At 66.6% G+C, this 17,843-nt stretch carries 18 protein-coding genes; 5 read left to right on the top strand and 13 right to left on the bottom strand.

All coding sequences use genetic code 11. The features are described 5' to 3' along the window. Positions 1-215 precede the first annotated feature (215 nt). The 4 genes from ACN2C8_RS14270 to ACN2C8_RS14255 form a co-directional block, all read right to left on the bottom strand. The gene (locus ACN2C8_RS14270) at positions 216-1,304 is read right to left on the bottom strand and encodes a S1C family serine protease (RefSeq protein ID WP_419252564.1); all 1,089 of its coding nucleotides are present in this window, start codon (positions 1,302-1,304) and stop codon (positions 216-218) included. A gap of 268 nt (positions 1,305-1,572) precedes the next feature. Further along, positions 1,573-2,514, bottom strand: a complete 942-nt coding sequence (locus ACN2C8_RS14265; protein WP_419252563.1) for a bifunctional riboflavin kinase/FAD synthetase — start codon at positions 2,512-2,514, stop codon at positions 1,573-1,575. Next, complete coding sequence (locus ACN2C8_RS14260) at positions 2,514-2,936, bottom strand: MaoC family dehydratase (protein WP_419252561.1); 423 nt, start codon at positions 2,934-2,936, stop codon at positions 2,514-2,516. Before ACN2C8_RS14260 ends, ACN2C8_RS14265 begins: the two co-directional genes overlap by 1 nt. A gap of 60 nt (positions 2,937-2,996) precedes the next feature. Further along, a complete protein-coding gene (locus tag ACN2C8_RS14255; RefSeq protein ID WP_419252559.1) occupies positions 2,997-3,860 on the bottom strand; it encodes a TIGR01459 family HAD-type hydrolase in 864 nt (287 codons plus the stop codon). A 141-nt stretch (positions 3,861-4,001) separates the two neighbouring features. Here ACN2C8_RS14255 and ACN2C8_RS14250 point away from each other — a divergent pair, with 141 nt between their 5' ends. Continuing rightward, on the top strand, positions 4,002-4,568 hold the full coding sequence (locus tag ACN2C8_RS14250; protein ID WP_419252557.1) for an NnrU family protein: 567 nt from the start codon (positions 4,002-4,004) through the stop codon (positions 4,566-4,568). A gap of 3 nt (positions 4,569-4,571) precedes the next feature. Here ACN2C8_RS14250 and ACN2C8_RS14245 read toward each other — a convergent pair whose 3' ends face one another. From ACN2C8_RS14245 to ACN2C8_RS14235, 3 genes are all read right to left on the bottom strand, one after another. After that, the gene (locus ACN2C8_RS14245) at positions 4,572-5,258 is read right to left on the bottom strand and encodes a 2OG-Fe(II) oxygenase (protein ID WP_419252555.1); all 687 of its coding nucleotides are present in this window, start codon (positions 5,256-5,258) and stop codon (positions 4,572-4,574) included. Further along, positions 5,255-5,980, bottom strand: coding sequence for a methylated-DNA--[protein]-cysteine S-methyltransferase (locus ACN2C8_RS14240; protein WP_419252553.1), 726 nt, complete (start codon positions 5,978-5,980; stop codon positions 5,255-5,257). The genes ACN2C8_RS14245 and ACN2C8_RS14240 overlap by 4 nt, the downstream gene beginning before the upstream one ends. A gap of 84 nt (positions 5,981-6,064) precedes the next feature. Continuing rightward, entirely contained in the window at positions 6,065-7,327 is a 1,263-nt protein-coding gene (locus tag ACN2C8_RS14235) for an EAL domain-containing protein (RefSeq protein ID WP_419252551.1), read from the bottom strand. 192 nt (positions 7,328-7,519) lie between these two features. Here ACN2C8_RS14235 and ACN2C8_RS14230 point away from each other — a divergent pair, with 192 nt between their 5' ends. From ACN2C8_RS14230 to ACN2C8_RS14220, 3 genes are read left to right on the top strand one after another with little or no spacing between them, the layout of a single operon-like run. Beyond that, positions 7,520-7,849 carry a FeoA family protein gene (locus ACN2C8_RS14230; protein WP_419252549.1) on the top strand — a complete coding sequence of 110 codons (330 nt, stop codon included), beginning with the start codon at positions 7,520-7,522 and terminating at the stop codon, positions 7,847-7,849. Next, on the top strand, positions 7,846-9,726 hold the full coding sequence (feoB, locus tag ACN2C8_RS14225) for a ferrous iron transport protein B (RefSeq protein WP_419252548.1): 1,881 nt from the start codon (positions 7,846-7,848) through the stop codon (positions 9,724-9,726). The genes ACN2C8_RS14230 and feoB overlap by 4 nt, the downstream gene beginning before the upstream one ends. Before the next feature lie 37 nt (positions 9,727-9,763). After that, entirely contained in the window at positions 9,764-10,051 is a 288-nt protein-coding gene (locus ACN2C8_RS14220; protein ID WP_419252546.1) for a hypothetical protein, read from the top strand. Positions 10,052-10,133: 82 nt separating this feature from the next. Here ACN2C8_RS14220 and ACN2C8_RS14215 read toward each other — a convergent pair whose 3' ends face one another. The 5 genes from ACN2C8_RS14215 to epmA form a co-directional block, all read right to left on the bottom strand. Next, positions 10,134-10,631, bottom strand: a complete 498-nt coding sequence (locus tag ACN2C8_RS14215) for a GNAT family N-acetyltransferase (RefSeq protein WP_419252545.1) — start codon at positions 10,629-10,631, stop codon at positions 10,134-10,136. Between the two features lie 3 nt (positions 10,632-10,634). Further along, positions 10,635-11,855, bottom strand: a complete 1,221-nt coding sequence (locus ACN2C8_RS14210) for a DUF418 domain-containing protein (RefSeq protein WP_419252544.1) — start codon at positions 11,853-11,855, stop codon at positions 10,635-10,637. Between the two features lie 29 nt (positions 11,856-11,884). Beyond that, positions 11,885-12,763 carry a 3-hydroxybutyryl-CoA dehydrogenase gene (locus ACN2C8_RS14205; protein WP_419252542.1) on the bottom strand — a complete coding sequence of 293 codons (879 nt, stop codon included), beginning with the start codon at positions 12,761-12,763 and terminating at the stop codon, positions 11,885-11,887. 128 nt (positions 12,764-12,891) lie between these two features. Next, on the bottom strand, positions 12,892-13,929 hold the full coding sequence (locus ACN2C8_RS14200; protein ID WP_419252540.1) for a lysine-2,3-aminomutase-like protein: 1,038 nt from the start codon (positions 13,927-13,929) through the stop codon (positions 12,892-12,894). 61 nt (positions 13,930-13,990) lie between these two features. Beyond that, a complete protein-coding gene (epmA, locus tag ACN2C8_RS14195) occupies positions 13,991-15,040 on the bottom strand; it encodes an EF-P lysine aminoacylase EpmA (RefSeq protein WP_419252539.1) in 1,050 nt (349 codons plus the stop codon). Positions 15,041-15,163: 123 nt separating this feature from the next. Between epmA and efp the strand changes: the two genes are divergently transcribed. Continuing rightward, positions 15,164-15,730, top strand: a complete 567-nt coding sequence (gene efp, locus ACN2C8_RS14190) for an elongation factor P (protein ID WP_419252537.1) — start codon at positions 15,164-15,166, stop codon at positions 15,728-15,730. Positions 15,731-15,941: 211 nt separating this feature from the next. Here efp and ACN2C8_RS14185 read toward each other — a convergent pair whose 3' ends face one another. Then, positions 15,942-17,672 carry an ATP-binding protein gene (locus ACN2C8_RS14185; RefSeq protein WP_419252535.1) on the bottom strand — a complete coding sequence of 577 codons (1,731 nt, stop codon included), beginning with the start codon at positions 17,670-17,672 and terminating at the stop codon, positions 15,942-15,944. Positions 17,673-17,843: the final 171 nt, after the last annotated feature.

Genomic DNA, 17,843 nt, shown 5'->3' with positions numbered 1-17,843 from the left:
GGGATAGCAGAGGGTTGCGGGCAAGGCCAGAGCTAGGACGGCTGGCGCCGGACGCCCCCTCCGTCACGATGCGTATCCGCATCGCGCCACCTCCCCCGCACGCTTCGCTACGGGGCAGGAGAAGAACAGCTGAACCCTCCTGCCCCGCTTGCGGGGGAGGTGGCGCGGCGCCGGTAGGCGACGTGACGGAGGGGGCGCTACGGCGTTGGCCGCCCCTACCCCCGCTTCCTCACCTTCGGCGTGATCGACACCGTCATCAGCCGGCCCTCGCGGATCAGGGTGAACAGCGTCGGCTTGTTGATCGCGTGGTGGTCCAGGGCCCGCAGCAGGTCGTCCAGGCCGGTCAGGATCTGGTCGCCGGCCTGGATCAGCAGGTCGCCTTCCCTGACGCCGGCCTTGGCTGCGGGGCCGCCGGCGTCCACATGCGCCACGAACACCGCATAGGGCTGGGTAACGCCGGTGGCGCGGGCCAGGCCGGCGGGAATGGGGGCCTGCTGGGCGATCAGGCCGATCGAGCCGCGCCGTACGAAGCCGTGGTCCAGCAGTTCCTGGATCACATAGGTGGCGGTGTTGACCGCCACCGCGAAGCACAGGCCCTGATAGCCGGCGATCACGGCGGTGGCGATGCCCACCACCTCGCCGGCAGAATTGACCAGCGGACCGCCGCTATTGCCGGGATTGAGGGCGGCGTCGGTCTGGATCAGGTCCTCGATCAGCCGGCCGCGCTCGCCCCTGAGCGAGCGACCCAGCGCCGAGACCACGCCGGTGGTCACCGTGGCCTCGAAGCCCAGCGGCGCGCCGATGGCGATCACCAGCTGGCCGCGTCGCAGCTTCTTGGAATCGCCCAGCTTGGCGATCGGAATGTCGATGTTCTGGTCGACCTTGAGGATGGCCAGATCGGTGTCGGGATCATCGCCCACGCAGCGCGCCGTCAGGCTGCGGCCCTCGGCGGTGATGACCACGAAGCGGGTGGCCCCCTGCACCACGTGGCTGTTGGTCAGGATCAGCCCGCCCGGCGCGAAGGCGAAGCCCGAGCCGATGCCCTGCATGCGCGGGTCTTCCAGCATCGGATGCACGCGGACCACGGCGGGTCCCACCACCTCGACGGCGCGGACCACGGCGTTGGAATAGGCGTCCAGCAGGTCGCCATTGGGCAGGGCGCAATAGCCGCCCTCGACCTCGACGGCCTTGCCGGTGTCGAACACGAACTGGGCGTCGGCCGGATAGGACAGGATCTCGTGCCGGCGCTTGGGCGCGGGACGGCGCGCCCTGGCGAAATGCTCGTACTTGCGCGCTTTCAACATCCCGCCCCCGTGGTGGTTAATGGAGGTTAACAGCGAAGCTCCGGTCAGGGATAGGGGGATCGCCGGTTGGGCGAAACGGCGTCCACAGGACGCCCCCTCCGTCACGATGCGTATTCGCATCGCGCCACCTCCCCCGTTTCACGGGGCAGGAGGGGTAGGCTGTTCTTCTCCTGCCCCGTAGCGAAGCGTGCGGGGGAGGTGGCGCGGCGCCGCCCCCAAGCAAAGGAATGGGAGGCGACGTGACGGAGGGGGCGTTCGGTGTTGGCCGCTAAAACCCCGGCGACACGATCGCGCGGGCCTGGGCTTCATCCCGGCGGATCTGCTCGACCATCAGCTCGATACTGCCGAACTTCTGTTCGGGCCGCAAAAACGCGATCAGGTGGGTTTCGATGACCTGGCCGTACAGGTCTTCGTCGAAGTCGAACAGCCAGGTTTCCAGCCGGGTCTCGACCGTGCCGGTGGTGGGATTGTTGCCCAGATTGGCCACGCCGGGCACCTCGCGGCCGTCGGGCAGGCGCGTGCGGGTGGCGTAGACGCCGAGTTTTGGCACCACATAGTCGATGATCTCGACATTGGCGGTGGGAAAGCCAAGCGTGCGTCCCAGCTGCTGGCCGCGGCGGACCACGCCCTCGATAGCGAAGGGGCGACCCAGGATGCGGGCGGCGATCTGGGGGCTGCCGTCGCGCAGGGCGTCGCGGACGCTGGTCGACGAGAACTTGTCGCCGGCCTCGCCCGCCACAGGCTCGGCGATCGAGACGCCAAAGCCATGCTCGGCGCCATAGGCCTTCATCCCCTCGGGGCTGCCGGAGCGGCCCTTGCCGAACGAGATGTCGAAGCCGGCCGCTACGTGCCGGACGCCCAGTCCCTCGACCAGAACCTGCTCGACGAACTCCCGATCCGAGAAGCTGGCCATCTGGAAGTCGAACGGCAGCAAATAGAGAATGTCGACGCCCATGCCGGCCAGAACGCGGGCCTGCTGCTCGGTGGTCATCAGGCGGAAGGCCGGCTCGCCCGGGCGAAACAGCCGCCGCGGGTGCGGGTCGAAGGTGACCACGCCCAGCGGCGCCTTCAGGGCCAGCGCCGCCCTGGCCGCCTCGGCGATCACCTGCTGGTGGCCGCGATGCACGCCGTCGAAATTGCCCAGCGCCACGGCGGCGCCGCGCTCTTCGGACGCAAGGTCCTTCCAGCCGTGAACGATTTTCAGCTTCATCAGACGGCCTTGCGCGGAACCATGATCAGGGCCTCACCCTCGACCACCGGCTTGCCGTTGACCAGACAGACCGTGGCCAGGGTGACGCGGGCCTTGGCCTGGTCGATCTCGGTGATGGTAGCCCGGGCGGTGACTTCATCGCCGATCTTGACCGGTCGCTTGAAGCGCAGCGACTGCGACAGATAGATCGCGCCAGGACCGGGCAGGGTGGTGCCGATCACCGCCGAGATATAGCCGGCCGACAGCATGCCGTGGGCGATGCGCTCGCCAAAGCTGGTGGTCGCCGCGAACTCGGCGTCGAGATGCACGGGATTGTTGTCGCCCGTCACGGCGGCGAAGGCGATGATGTCGGCCTCGCCGACGGTGCGAACCAGATCGGCGCTTTGGCCGACGCTGAGCTCTTCAAGAAACAGACCCTGCATGACGCGTTACCCTGCGGTTTTTACTGTGGTTTCAGCGCAATCTAGCGGCTCGTTCGGTCTTCACCAGACCAGATCGCCCACGGCGTGCGTGGCCCCGACCTTGTCGGCCGCCAGCAGAGCCAGCACGGCCTCGGGATTGAGCAGGCCGTCCGGGCCGATGGCCTTCTCGCCATGGATGCCCTTGGCGATGAACAGACAGGCCAGTTTCTGGTTCTCGGCGCCCAGAACGTCGGTGATGACGCCGTCGCCGATGCAGAGCACGCGGTCGCGGTCGACGGGCTTGCCGGTCAGTCTTTCCGCCTCGGCGATGGCCAGGTCATAGATCGGCGCGAACGGCTTGCCGGCCATGATCACCGCGCCGCCCAGGCTTTCGTACAGATCGGCCAGGGCCCCGGCGCAGAAGATCAGCCTGTCGCCGCGCTGCACCACCCGGTCGGGATTGGCGCAGATAAAGGTCAGGCCGCGCTTGGCGGCGATCGCCAGGCGATCACGATAGTCCTCGGGGACCTCGGTCTCGTCCTCATAGAGGCCCGTGCAGCTAATGAAATCGGCGTCTTCGCACGAGCCCTTCAGATCGAGGTCGAAGCCGGCATAGAGCGGGGCGTCGCGGTCGGGGCCGATCCGCCAGACCTTGCCTGGGGCGCGGGCCTCCAGCAGGGCGCGGGTGGCGTCGCCGGAGGTGACAAAGCCGCTCCACGCCGCGCGCGGCACGCCCAGGCTGTCCAGTTGCGAGACCACATCATGCGACGGTCGCGGCGCGTTGGAGATCAGCACCACGGGCCCGACCTGGGCGCCCCATTGCACCAGGGCCTCGCAGGCCTCCGGAAAGCTCTGGACGCCGTTGTGGATCACGCCCCAGACGTCGCACAGGACGATGTCGTAGCGGTCGCGGAGAGCCGAGAGGCGGTCTGGAAAATCCATCATGGGGGCGGCGGTACCGGTCGGAAGCGGGGGCGTCAACGCTGGAAGGCTCAGGTGTCGTCGTCGCGCGCGCTTTGCAAGAGCCCGTACTTTCGCTGATCGGCGTTCTGTGACTAAGCTCCAGCCAAAGCTGTTGAGGGCGTGATGGCGATTCTGATCCTGGGACTTGTGCTGTTCTTCGGCATTCACAGCGTGCGCATCGTCGCCGGGCCGTTCCGCGATGCCCAGGTCGCGGCCAGTCCCGGTCGATGGAAGGGACTCTATTCGCTGGTCGCGGCGGCCGGGCTTGGTCTGATCATCTGGGGTTGGATGCAATACCGGCTGATGGCTCCGCAGCTCTATGACCCACCGGCCTGGGGTCGGCATGCCGCCATGGCTCTGATGCTGCCCGCCTTCATCCTGCTGGCCGGCTCCAACGGCCCGGTCGGACGCATCAAGGCGATGGTGCGCCACCCCATGTTGATCGGCGTCATCCTGTGGTCGGCGGGGCACCTGGCGGCCAATGGCGACCTGGCCTCGGTGCTGCTGTTCGGCAGCTTCCTGGCCTACGGTGTGATCGACCTGATCTCGGCGCTGGCCCGCAACGCGCCGCCGCCTGTCGCGACCAAGCCGCTGGCTGACATGATCATGGTGGTGGCGGGGACGGCGCTCTATGTCCTGTTCGTACTGTTCCTCCACCGGATCTTCTTCGGGGTCTCGCCGCTGGGCTGAGGCTCAGGTTGCATCGTGGAAGATCACGCCCAGGGTCCGTCTTCGGCCTGAGCGGATCTCGCTGACTCCATGTCGCAATATCCGCCGATGGACGCCGCGCGCGCCTTCGGCCGGCCGCTCGCGGACCGCGAAGATCACGCCTTCGCCCTGGCGCAGGGGCACGACCTGCGGGGCCGATTGCTGTCGGGGCCTCTGTTCGACCAGCACGAACTCGCCGCCCTCAAAGTCGCGGCCGGGCTCGTCGAGCAGGAAGGCGGCCTGCAGCGGGAAGACCTGCTCGCCATACAGGTCCTGATGCAGGCAGTTATAATCGCCCGGGCCGTAGGTCAGCATCAGCGGGGTGGGCCGCACCTGGCCCGCTTCGTGGCAGCGGGTCAGCATCTCGTCCAGGGTTTCGGGAAAGCGCCGCGCTTCGCCCAACCGCTGCGCCCAGCGGTTGGCGATCCAGGCCAGGGGCGGATAGAGGTCCTCGCGCAGGGCCTGGATCGGTTCGGGCAGGGGATAGGCGAAGTACTGGTACTCGCCCTTGCCAAAGCCGTGCCGGGCCATGACCACCTTGCTGCGAAACAGCTCAGGCCGCGCATAGAGCCCCGTCAGGTCGGCGCAGGCCTGCGGGGTGAACATCGGGCCGGTCAGGGCCCAGCCGCGGGCGTCCAGTTCGGCGGCGATCCGCTTCCACTCCAGACTCACGCCGCCTCGCGCGCCAGCAGGGCGGCCTTGCGCTCGACGCCCCAGCGATAGCCCGACAGGCCGCCGTCGGCGCGCACCACCCGATGGCAGGGGGTGATCACCGCCAGTGGATTTGCCCCGCAGGCATTGGCGACCACGCGGGAGGCGGTCGGCCGGCCGATGGCGCGGGCCAGCTCGGCATAAGACACCGTCTCGCCGGCCGGGATCTGGCGCAGCATCGCCCAGACCTCGCGCTGCAGGTCGGTGCCCTGGTCGTCTAGCGGCACGTCCAGGCGGCTCTCCGGGCGGTCGATGAACGCCGCGACGGCGGCCAGCTCGGCCTTCAGGCCGTCCGCGTCGGGGAGCAGCCGTGCGGTCGGGAAGCGACGCTCGAGGTCGGCCGTCAGGCCGGTGGCATCATCGCCAAGTGTCACAAGACGCAGGCCCTTGTCCGACCGGGCGACCAGCGTGAGGCCCAGGCTGGAGGAAACGATGGCGTAGCGCAGGACTTCGCGCTCGAGATCGGGCTTGCAGCGCAGACAGGCGCGGAAGCCGGCGGCGCGGGCGCTCTGCCGTGTGGCGTGGAACTCGACGTTCTTGCGCAGGGGCCGTCCGCCGCAGCTGGCGACGCAATAGACGCCGGTGGTGCGCACGGCGATGTAGAAGGCGCCCACGGCGGCGCGGTCCTTGCGGCGCATGGCGTCCCAGCGCGCGTCATCGTCTGGATAGGTCGAAGCGGTCATCGGAACATCTCCTCTGTTGAGGGGAAGATGCGCCCGACGGATCAGCGGGTCATTCCGAAGCTTGCGGCCAGAGACCCGAAAGTGTCACCAGCCTGAGGCGCGCCGGCGCAGGGCGCCGCGCATGAAGTCCTGCGGGGGCTCGGCCTCGGCCAGCACGGCGTCGCGGATGGCGCGCGGTTCGCCGAACAGGTGGCCCTGGCCATAGCCGATGTTGAGATCCAGGATATCGACGATCTGCTTTTCGGCCTCGACCTTCTCGACGATCACCTCGATGCCATAGCGGCGCGTGAGGGCGGCGAAGTCGCTGGCGTTCAGGTCGGGCAAGGAGGCGATGACCAGCTTGCCATCCTGCTCCTGCAGCTGGTCCAGCATCATCTGGGCGCCGACCTTCAGGAATTTCACATCGGCGCGGGCCAGGTCCTGGAAGTCGAGATCCAGGTCATTGACCTTGTCGAGGCTGAAGCTGAAGCCCAGGCTGGCCAGACGCGACATGTGGCGGGCTTCGACCGCGCCGCGCCGCTCGAAGGCGGCCTGACCCAGTTCGAAGATCACCGCGCCGGCCAGGTCCTTGTTGGCCTGCATGAATTCCAGGAACTGCGGGAAGAAGCTCTCGTCGGCCAGGCTGGCCAGCGAGATGTTGCAGAAGATCCCGACCTTGCGGTCCTGCTTGGCCAGCCGGCGCACGATCTGCACGCAGCGGAACAGCAGCAGGTTGTCGATGGCGGTCATCAGGCCTTCGGGCTCGGCGACGGCCAGATATTCGGCGGGCATCATCACCCGGCCGGTCTCGTCGCGCAGGCGCGAGAAGCTCTCGTAGAACACGGTCCGGCGCTGGGGCAGGCTGACGATCGGCTGCAGATAGAGGTCGACCCGGTTCTCGGCCAGGGCCTCCTGCACGACCTGCAGCATCACGTTGGACTGCGGCGTGCGGCCACGAACCTCGACGCGAGCGGCGGCGACCTGGTGGGTCAGCTGGTGCTCAAGCCGGTCGTTCATGGTGGCGATGAGGTCTTCCAGCTGGTGGACCTCGGTCGACAGCTCTTCGGAACGGCGCTGGGCGTCGATCGCGACGCTCTCGACCAGTTCGGTCATGCGGGCGTCGATCTTCTCGATCTGGTCCAGCAGGATGGCGTGAGCCTCGCGCACGGTGTCGATGTCCATGCGGGTGCGCGCGGACTCGAAGGTGTTGGCGATCATGCCATGGAACGCAAAGCACAGGCCCAGCGTGCCGATGAAGGCTGACAGACCGACAGCCGGAGCCGCCCCCGTGCGCCACAGCACCAGGGAGATGATCAGAGCCAGACAAAGATAGGCGCCCGTAAGCAGCGCCAGCATCAGCCTTCGCATCAGTCCGTCCACGCGAATCGTTACAGGCAATCAGACCGGTCCGGGCCTCAAGAGTCGAACAGATTAACGCCCCTGCGCCATTCCGCCTCGCTCCTCGAGAGTCCGGGCATCATAACTCAACCTTGCGAGAACGCCGCATCGACAGCGCCGTCTTGGACTGATAATCACTCGCAAGTTTTCACGGGAGTCTCGATGTCCGACGGTCTTGCCCTGGTTTCCGGCCTTGACGCCGTTCTTGCCGATACGCCCTGCGCGCGTTCGCTGGGCGAAGCCTCGCGCGGCGACAAGGGCGTGATCGTCAGCGTCACCGGCCAGACCGGCGCGGCCGAGGCCGTCGATGCCGAGGAACTGGAGCGGCGGCTTCTGGAGATGGGTTTTGTCGAGGGCGCGCGTATCGAGGTCCTGCACGAGGGCCTGTTCGGCCGCGACCCCATCGCCGTGCGGGTGGACGACACCCGCGTGGCTCTGCGCCGGCGCGAGGCCCGTGCAGTGACCGTGCAGTTTGACGGGACCCAGTCTTGACCTCTGACACCTCTATCCTGCACCCGGCGCGGATCGCCCTGGTCGGCAATCCCAATTCCGGCAAGACCGCCCTGTTCAACGCCCTGACCGGCAGCCGCCAGAAGGTCGCCAACTATGCCGGCGTCACCGTCGAGCGGAAGGAAGGGGTTGTGACCACCGCCGCTGGCCGGGCCCTGCGCCTTCTCGACCTGCCCGGCACCTATTCCCTGCGCGCGCGCAGTCCAGACGAAGTCGTGACCCGCGACGCCATCCTCGGCCGCCTGGCCGGCGAGGCGGCGCCCGACGTGCTGATCTGCGTCGCCGACGCCACCAATCTGCGGCTCGTGCTGCGGCTGGCGCTGGAACTGAAACAGGTCGGCCGGCCGTTCGTGCTGGCGCTGAACATGTACGACATCGCCCAGCGCCAGGGCCTGCGCATCGACCTGGAAAGGCTGGGCGCCGAGATCGGCGTCCCGATCGTCACCACCGTGGCAACCCGCAAGCGGGGTCTTGATGACCTGCTCGCCCAGGCCGAGGCCCTGACCCTCAGCCATGCCGGCGAGCACGCCAGCACCTGGCGCGAGCCCGACGCGGCCGAAATCCGCGCCGCTCACGCCGAGGCTCAGCGCATCTTCAAGGCCTGCGTGAAGCCGCCGGAACGACCCGACACCATCACCAGCAAGATCGACGACGTGCTGCTCAATCCAGCGGCCGGCCTGTTGATCCTGGGCCTGCTGCTGTTTGTGATGTTCCAGGCGGTGTTCACCTGGGCCGAGCCCCTGATGGGCCTGATCGAGGCGGGCTTCGCCGGGCTGAGCGGCCTGGTCGCCGCCGTTCTGCCTGACGGCCTGCTGCAGAGCCTGATCACCGACGGCCTGATCGCCGGGGTCGGCAGCGTACTGGTCTTCCTGCCGCAGATCGTGATCCTGTTCTTCTTCATTCTGCTGCTCGAAGACAGCGGCTACATGGCCCGCGCGGCCTTCCTGATGGACAAGATCATGGGCGGGGCCGGCCTGCACGGCCGGGCCTTCATCCCGCTGCTGTCCAGCTTCGCCTGCGCGATCCCGGGGATCATGTCGACGCGGGTGATCGACAACAAGCACGACCGGCTGACCACCATTCTGGTGGCGCCGCTGATGACCTGCTCGGCCCGCATCCCGGTCTATACCCTGATCATCGCCGCCTTCATTCCGCACACCACCGTCTGGGGCTTTCTGAGCCTGCCCGGTCTGGTGATGTTTGGCCTCTATGCCGGTGGCATTGTCAGCGCCTTGCTGGTTTCGTTCATCATCCGGCGGGTGTTCTGGCGCGGCACGGTCGAGCCGTTCATGATGGAACTTCCGACCTATCGCTGGCCCGAGCCGCGCAACGTGCTGATGAACCTGTGGACCCGCGCCCGCATCTTCATCAGCCGCGCCGGCCGCATCATCCTGCCGCTGATGGTGCTGGTCTGGGTGCTGTCGACCTTCCCCTATCCGCCGGAGGGCGCTACCGGCCCGGCCATCGACTACAGCTTCGCCGGCCGCATCGGCCACTTCATCGCGCCGGTCATGGCCCCCATCGGCTTCAACTGGCAGATGACGGTGGCCCTGATCCCGGGCTTCGCGGCCCGCGAAGTGGCCGTGGCGGCGCTGGGCACCGTCTATGCCGTCGGCGGCGACGACGAGGCCGGCACCGCCCTGGGCGGTCTGCTGGCCAAGCAGTGGTCGCTGGCCACGGCCCTGTCGTTCCTGGCCTGGTACGTGTTCGCCCCGCAGTGCGCGGCGACGCTGGGCGTGGTCAAGCGCGAGACCAATGGCTGGACCTGGCCGACCGTGATGTTCCTGTACATGACCGGCCTGGCCTATCTGGCCTCGTTCGCGACCTATCATATCGCCGTGGCGATGGGCGCGGGGTAGGCTTGGTTCGCGTTATGTTCCGTGCTAGATTTACGGAATGACGATCAAGGTCGACATCAACGGGCACGACGCGCTGAGCGAACTCGTGGCGCATATTGATGCGGGCGAAGATCTCGTATTGCTGACCCGCGATGGGCAAACCGTGGCTGTCGCCCATCGACCTGAACCCAAGGTGGCGCAAGGGGATCGTATTCCAGGCGTCTGGGCTCATTTGGGTCCGATGGATGATCCAGACCTTTTTCTGCGACCTGATCCAGAATTCGCGCAACTGGCCGAAGCCCATGACGAGGATGAGTTCTATCGGCCGTCGACGCCGAAGGAATGAGTTTCCTACTCGATACTCATACGTTCATCTGGAGCGTGATTGACGCGACAAGATTGCGCGGCGACGCTGGGCGCGGGCTGATCTAACGGTCCTGACGGAACACAGCGACGGCGGCGTCGTCGAACACCGCGTCGCGCTCATAGGCGAAGCCGACCTTGCGCAGCACGCCTTGCGAGGTGGTGTTATCGAGGTCGGCCACCCCGACTAGGCTGGAAGCGGCCAGGCGCGTCTTCCAGATCTCGACCAGGGTGCCGGCGACCTCGCTGGCCAGGCCTCGGCCCCAGGCGGGCTTGTCCAGCGTGTAGGCGATCTCAAGCTCCTGGATACCTTCCAAGTCTATGTAGCGCAGGCCCGCCCGGCCCACGAAGCCGCCGTCGGGCGTTCGCAGCGTCCATAGGCCAAAGCCGTGATCGGTCCAGTGCCGAAGGTTGGTGTCCAGATAGACGGCCGTGGACTCGGGCGACCTGATCCCGCCCAGGAAGCGCGAGACCTCCGGATCCAGATGCAGTCTCACCAGATCATCCAGGTCTTCGGCCGCCAGCCTGGTCGCCGTCAGGCGAGCAGTTTCGAAGGCCTCCATCGGTCAGGTCCTCACCAGCCCCTTGCCATAGGCCAGCCGCCGCCAGACCCATTCCAGCGGGCCCATCGAGAACTTCGACAGCCACAGCGGCGACCAGATCAGCTGCACCAGCCAGATGCCCGCCACGATCACCCAAAGGTCTACGCGGTTGGCGTCGCCATACAGGCCCAGTCCGCGTCCGCCCCAGAAGATCGTGGTCATGATGATCGACTGGCTGATGTAGTTGGTGAAGGCCATCTGCCCCAGGCGGGCCAGGGGCGTCAGCAGCTTGCGCAGCAGATCCAGCTTCAGCAGCAGGATCGCCAGCGAGGCGTAGCCCAGGGTGATGGGTAGGGTCAGGAACTCGAAACCGATCTGCAGGGCCCCGCTGGACCGCGGCTGGGCGAAATCAATCAGCAGCTTCTCGCGCGACTCCATGCCGGTCACCCACAGGCCGACCGCCCCGAAGGCGACCAGGAGGGCATAGACCCAGGTCGGGGCGCGCCCCGTCAGGAAGCCCCACTTGTAGAGCGCCATGCCCAGCATCATCAGGGCCCCGGTTCGCCAGATCACGACCAGCAGGCTGACCGGCTGCAGGAACATCCAGGCCTTGAAGTTGACGCTCATGGCTCCGGCCAGGCCGGACTTGACGGCGGCGATGGCGGTCGCGATGTCGGCCGGGCTGCCCTTGGACATCTCCTTGAGCACTTCGGCGCGGGTCGCGGCCGGGGCGAAGTCCAGGGCCATGATCGGCAGGATCGCCAGGGCCGACCCCAGCAGGATGATCGTGATGGCGACGATGAACAGGGTGCGCGGCTTCCAGGAGCGGAACAGCAGCACCACAAAGCCGGTCACGGCATAGAGTAGCAGAATGTCGCCATACCAGATCAGCAGGCCGTGGATCAGGCCAAACAGGGTCAGCCAGCCCAGTCGGCGCCGCAGCAGGGCCCCGCGCGGCTTGTCGCTGCGCTCGCCGCCGACCAGCAGCAGCGACACGCCAAACAGCATCGAGAACAGGGTGACGAACTTGTAGTGGAAGAAGGTCTGGACCACCCACCAGGCGTCGCCCTCGGCCCCGTCCATCGCGAAGGGCGACAGGTTGGGCGTCATATAGACGTCCATCGGCAGGGCGAAGGCCACGGCGTTGACCGCGAGGATGCCCATGACGCCCAGGCCCCGCAGGACGTCCAGGCTCATATGGCGATCGCCGGCCGTCACCGGCCGCAAGGTCTGAGTCTCGGTCATCGGCGTCCCCCTTGGGAGACGCCGCACGCCTAGCGCGTGGGAACCGGCGTCTCGCCCCGGTAGTCATAGAACCCGCGTCCGGCCTTTTTGCCAAGCCACCCGGCTTCGACATATTTCACCAGCAGCGGGCAGGGGCGATATTTGCTGTCGGCCAGGCCTTCATGCAGCACGTTCATGATGCTCAGCACGGTGTCCAGGCCGATGAAGTCGCCCAGTTCCAGCGGACCCATCGGGTGGTTGGCGCCCAGCTTCATGGCGGTGTCGATGGCGTCGACCGTGCCCACGCCCTCATAGAGGGTGTAGATCGCCTCGTTGATCATCGGCACCAGCACGCGGTTGACGATGAAGGCGGGGAAGTCTTCGGCGTTGCTGGTGATCTTGCCCAGCGACTTGGCGAAGGTCACGGCCGTCTCATAGGTGGGCACGTCGGTGGCGATGCCGCGGATGATCTCGACCAGCTTCATCAGCGGGACCGGGTTCATGAAGTGCAGGCCGATGAACCGTTCGGGGCGGTCGGTGGCCGAGGCCAGGCGGGTGATCGAGATCGACGAGGTGTTCGAGGCCAGCAGGGTATCCGGCTTCAGGTGCGGCTGCAGGCTGCGGAAGATGGCCTTCTTGGTCTCTTCGTTCTCGGTGGCCGCCTCGATGGCCAGATCGGTCTGGCCGACCGCTTCCAGGCCCTCGGCGGGCTTGATGCGGGCCAGAGCCCCGGCCATGGCGGCCTCGTCGATGATGCCGCGACCCACCTGGCGAGCCAGATTCTTCTCGATCAGCGCCAGGCCGGCGTCGATGCGGTCGCGCGTCACGTCGTGCAGCAGAACGTCATAGCCCGCCAACGCGCAGACATGCGCGATGCCGCAGCCCATCTGGCCAGCGCCGATTACGCCGACAGACTTGATTTCACTCATGAACGCCAAGCCTTCGCCTGATACGGCGCCGGGACCCTGGTCCGCGCCCTGAATTGTGATGACTTTTCTAGCACGAGAAAGCACGCCCTCGCCAAGGCTTTGCTGCGACGCAGCGGGGAAGTGTCGCGCTATCCTGCGGGGGGATAGGGATGCGCCCGGCCTTCAGGGTCTTCCACGGCCCCATCGTCCAGATAACCGGGCCCCACCGGGACCTTTCCATGGCCGCCGGGGATGTCGAGAATATAGGTCGGCTGGCACAGGCCCGAGATCGTGCCGCGCAGGGCCTTCATCAGCGCCTGGCCCTCGTCGATCGAGGTGCGCAGGTGGGCGGTGCCGGGCGCATAGTCGTGATGGTGCAGATAGTAGGGCTTGATCCGGGTCTCGACGAAGGCCCGCATCAGGGCGCCCAGGGTCTGGGGATCGTCATTGATCCCGGCCAGCAGCACGGTCTGGCTGATCATCGGGATGCCGGCATCGACGATCCGGCCGCAGGCGGCGCGGGCGGCGGGCGTCAGCTCGCGGGGATGGTTGGCGTGCAGCGCGACATAGACCGCCTTGCCGCTGGCCTTCAGCGCGTCGACCATCTCGCCGGTGATCAGCGCCGGGTCCACGGCCGGCACGCGGGTGTGGAAGCGCACCACCTTCACATGCTCGATCTGCGCCAGCCGCTCGCCGATGTCGCGCAGGCGGCGCGGCGACAGCACCAGAGGATCGCCGCCGGTGACGATCACCTCCCAGATCTCCGGCCGCGCGGCGATATAGGCGAAGGCGGCGTCCAGCTGGGCGGGCGACAGGGTCTTGAGCCCCTCGGGGCCCACCATTTCGCGGCGGAAACAGAACCGGCAATAGACCGCGCAGGTGTGGGTGGGCTTGAGCAGCACCCGGTCGGCATAGCGATGGACGACGCCCTCGACCGGGCTGTGGGTCAGGTCGCCGATCGGGTCGGGATCCTCGCCGGGCGTGCTGACCAGTTCGGCGACCTGCGGCAAGAACTGGCGGGCGATGGGGTCGGCTTGGTTGGCCGGCTCGATCAGGGCGGCCATGTCGGCGGTGATGGCCACCGCATATTGCGCCGCAACGCGCTCCAGCGCCGGCAGGCGCTCGGGAGCGATCAGGCCGGCGTCGGCCAGGGCGGCTGCGCTGCGAAGGGTGTGAGCGGGGGGCATGGGAGGGGCGGGATATGGCGGAAAAGGGCTTGGGAAGCAATGTCGAGCCCTCGCCCAGCCCCTAGGCCACCGGCGCCCACATCACCTGATCCACCCGGGTCGCCCCCGCCGCCAGCATCGCCAGCCGGTCAAAGCCCAGGGCGCAGCCCGACGCCTGGGGCATGATCGCCAGAGCCGCCAGGAAATCCTCGTCGAGCGGATAGCGCTCGCCATAGATCCGCGCCTTCTCGTCCATCTCCATCACGAACCGGCGGCGCTGTTCGACCGGATCGGTAAGCTCGCCAAAGGCGTTGGCCAGCTCGACCCCGCAGGCATAGAGCTCGAAGCGTTCGGCCACGCGCGGGTCGCCCGGCTTGGGCCGCGCCAGGGCGGCCTCGGCCACGGGATATTCGCACAGGATGGTGGCGCGCCCGACGCCCAGCCGGGGCTCGACCTTCTCGACGATCACCCGGCTGAAGATGTCGGCCCAGCTATCGTCGTCGGCCACCCGGATCCCCGCCGCCCGCGCCGCAGCGGCCAGCCCGTCGCGGTCGGTCTGGCCATCGGGGCCCAGGCTGGCCAGCAGATCAACGCCGGCATGACGCGCGAACGCCTGCGCCACGCTCAGCCGCTCGGGCGGAGCGAAGGGATCGCAGTCCAGGCCCCGGAAGGAAAACCGCCGCGTCCCCGCCGTCTCGGCCGCGATGGCCAGCAGGGTCGCGCAGTCGTCCATCAGCACCTCATAGGGCGCCCCGGCCCGGTACCATTCCAGCATCACGAACTCGGGGTGGTGCAGCGGCCCCCGCTCGCGATTGCGCCACACCCGGGCGAAATCGAAGATCCTGGCCTCGCCCGCCGCCAGCAGCTTCTTGCAGGCAAATTCCGGCGAGGTGTGCAGATAGAAGGTCTGGTCCGGCTCGCCCGTCAGGCTGGTCAGGGTGGTCGAGAAGGCGTGCAGATGGGCCTCGTTGCCGGGCGACACCTGCAGGGCGGCGACCTCGACCTCGACGAAGTCCTGGCCCTCGAACCAGCCGCGCACGGCGCGGGTGATGGCGTTGCGGGCCAGCAGGAAGGGCCGGCGATCGGCGTGAACCGAAGGCGTCCACCAGGGAGAGGGGGCGTCAGCAGCCACGGGGGCTCCGCATAGTAGAGACTGGCGATCTTGCCGCGTTCGCTATAGGAGGGCGGTCACAAGATCTCTACTCCATTCGCGCGGCTCTCCGGGCAGCGCCCGGAAAGCCTAAGGACTCACGAAGTGAAGGTAGCCGCCAGCTCGCTCCGCAAAGGCGCCGTCGTCGATATGGACGGCCGCCTGTATGTCGTTCTGACCGTCGACAACATCCACCCCGGCAAGGGCACCCCGGTGACCCAGCTGAACATGCGCCGCATCAGCGACGGCGTGAAGGTTTCGGAACGCTACCGCACCACCGAGCAGGTCGAGCGCGCCTTCGTCGACCAGCGCGACCACACCTTCCTGTACCAGGACGGCGAGGGCTTCCACTTCATGAACCCGGTCAGCTTCGACCAGGTGCTGGCCAGCCCCGACGTGATCGGCGACGCCGCGCCGTACCTGCAGGAAAACATGACGGTTCAGCTGTCGACGCACAACGAGGTGCCGATCGCCATCGAACTGCCGCGCACCATGATCCTGGAAGTCGTCGACACCGAACCCTCGGTCAAGGGCCAGACCGCCAGCTCGTCCTACAAGCCGGCCCTGCTCAGCAACGGCATCAAGACCACCGTCCCGCCCTATATCGCCGTCGGCGTGCGGGTGGTGATCCTGACCGAAGACAACAGCTATCAGGAACGCGCCAAGGACTAGGCGTCGCAAGCCGCGAGACGATCAGAAGGCCCGGTGCGCAAGCTCCGGGCCTTTTTCGTTGGAGGCCATTGCTGACTCTTCTCTGACGCTAGGAAGGTTCGCTCGTAGGCGCGGGTCCCGATGGAGCCTGCACTGCCCGTTCTTGGCACGTAACACCTAGCGATCCAGGCGAACGCACCGGGTCGATGAACACCTTCAAGGCCTTCGACACCTAGGCCGCGATTTGCGTCCAGCGGACCACAGTTTCAAGCAGGCGGGCCGGCTGGAAAGGCTTGCCGATGTGATCGTTCATACCCGCGGCCAGACATTTCGCGATTTGCTCTGGCAGGACATTGGCGGTCAAGGCCACGATTGGGGCGGTGTTGTTGTTGGCCCGGATGAGCCGGGTGGCGGTCAGGCCGTCCATGACCGGCATCTGTATGTCCATCAGGATCAGGTCGTAGATCCCCAATTCGGTGGCCCTCAAACCTTCGGCCCCGTCGTGAGCTGTATCGATGGTTATGTCGAAGGGGGCCAGCAGTGTGCAGACCAGTTCGCGGTTTACGGCATTGTCTTCGACCACGAGCACGCGCAGCGGCGCGGTGAAGCCGGAGACGCCTTCGTTGAGCGCCGCCTGGACGGCGTCCAGGCTCACAACTGGCGCGGAAACCTCGAACCAGAAGGTCGAACCTCGGCCCTGCGTGCTCACGACCCCGATCTGGCCGTCCATGCGCTCGATGATCCGTTTCGAGATCGCCAGGCCCAGGCCCGTGCCGCCAAACTGCCGTGAAATCCCTCCGTCAGCCTGAGCGAAGCGCTCGAATACGTTGCCGATCTGATTTTCCGAAATGCCGATACCCGTGTCGATTACTTCGATCCGCAGGCGTGCGGTCTCCGCCTCGACAAACTGGCGCAGCGACACCGCGACATGGCCTGCACCGGTAAATTTCACAGCGTTGGACAGCAAGTTCAGCAGCACCTGCGACAGGCGCGGCCCATCGCCGACCATGCCGCAAAGGTCCGGCGCGATGTCCAGGGTCAGGGTCAGGCCCTTGTCTCGGGCCTGGTCCTCGATGAGGGCGCAGGCTGCGCGAGCCAACTGACCCGGGTCGAAGGGCTGGGGGTCCAGGTCCAGATAGCCGGCCTCAAGCCGGGAAAATTCCAGCACATCATTGATCACGCCCAGCAAGGTGGCGCTGGCGCCGCTGATCAGCTCGACATGATGCCTGTCTTCCGGCGACAGACGGTTGGACCCGCGCAGCACGCCTGAAAAGCCGGTAATGGCATTGAGCGGCGTGCGCAGCTCGTGGGTCATGTTGGCCAGGAAGTCGGACTTGGCGGCGACCGCGCTCTGGGCCTCGACCAGGGCCGTCTCCAGATCCCGCCGCAGGGTCCAGCGTTCCGTGATGTCGCGCGACGTCGATATCAAGCTGCCGTCCGACAGCCGAGCATAGGTACTCTCGACCCATATTTCGCTGCCGTCCTTGCGGCGGGAGCGATACTCCCAAGTGCGGCTTTCTCCGCCCGGCGTTAAAGCTTTTAAAATCTGCAGTAGTGGTCCACGGTCTTCCGGTCGAATGATATCGCTTACTGGGATGTCTACATATTCTTCGGGGGTATATCCCATCAGCCGTTCAATCGAAGGCGAACTGTAGAGTCTATTGCCTTCGGGCGACCATAGCGAAATCGAGTCTGTCAGGTTGTCTGCCAGCAGGCGGTAGAGTGCCTCGCTAGACCTTAGGCGGACCTGGGCGTCTTCAAATTCAGAGATCGCGCTTTCCCGGGCCGCCAGGAGGGCCAGCTGTTCTTTGTGGGCGGTTTCCAGATTGACCTGCTGGCTCACCAGCATCCATGCCAGCGGGAGGGCGATGATCGATGCGATCGCCAGGGTGGAGAACGGGGTAAAAACCTCGTTGTGACCAAGGACTGTGATCGAAAGAAGAAAATCAGCGGCGACCGCCATCAACACTACGGTTGCGGCAAGAGTGAACGTCCGAAGGAGCTTGGCGCGTATCATGGGGCGAACGTACCGAGTGGCCAAAATCAGCTAGGCACAACACTGCCTGCAGAAAACGACATGCGACAACTGGTTTAATGAGGAGGGCGGCCCGCGCCCAAGATCCGGTGCCTGGCT

Source organism: Caulobacter sp. ErkDOM-C, assembly GCF_048541825.1.
Lineage (GTDB): Bacteria > Pseudomonadota > Alphaproteobacteria > Caulobacterales > Caulobacteraceae > Caulobacter.
The sequence above is the reverse complement of the archived record's forward strand: the minus strand, read 5'-3'. Positions and strand labels throughout refer to the sequence as shown.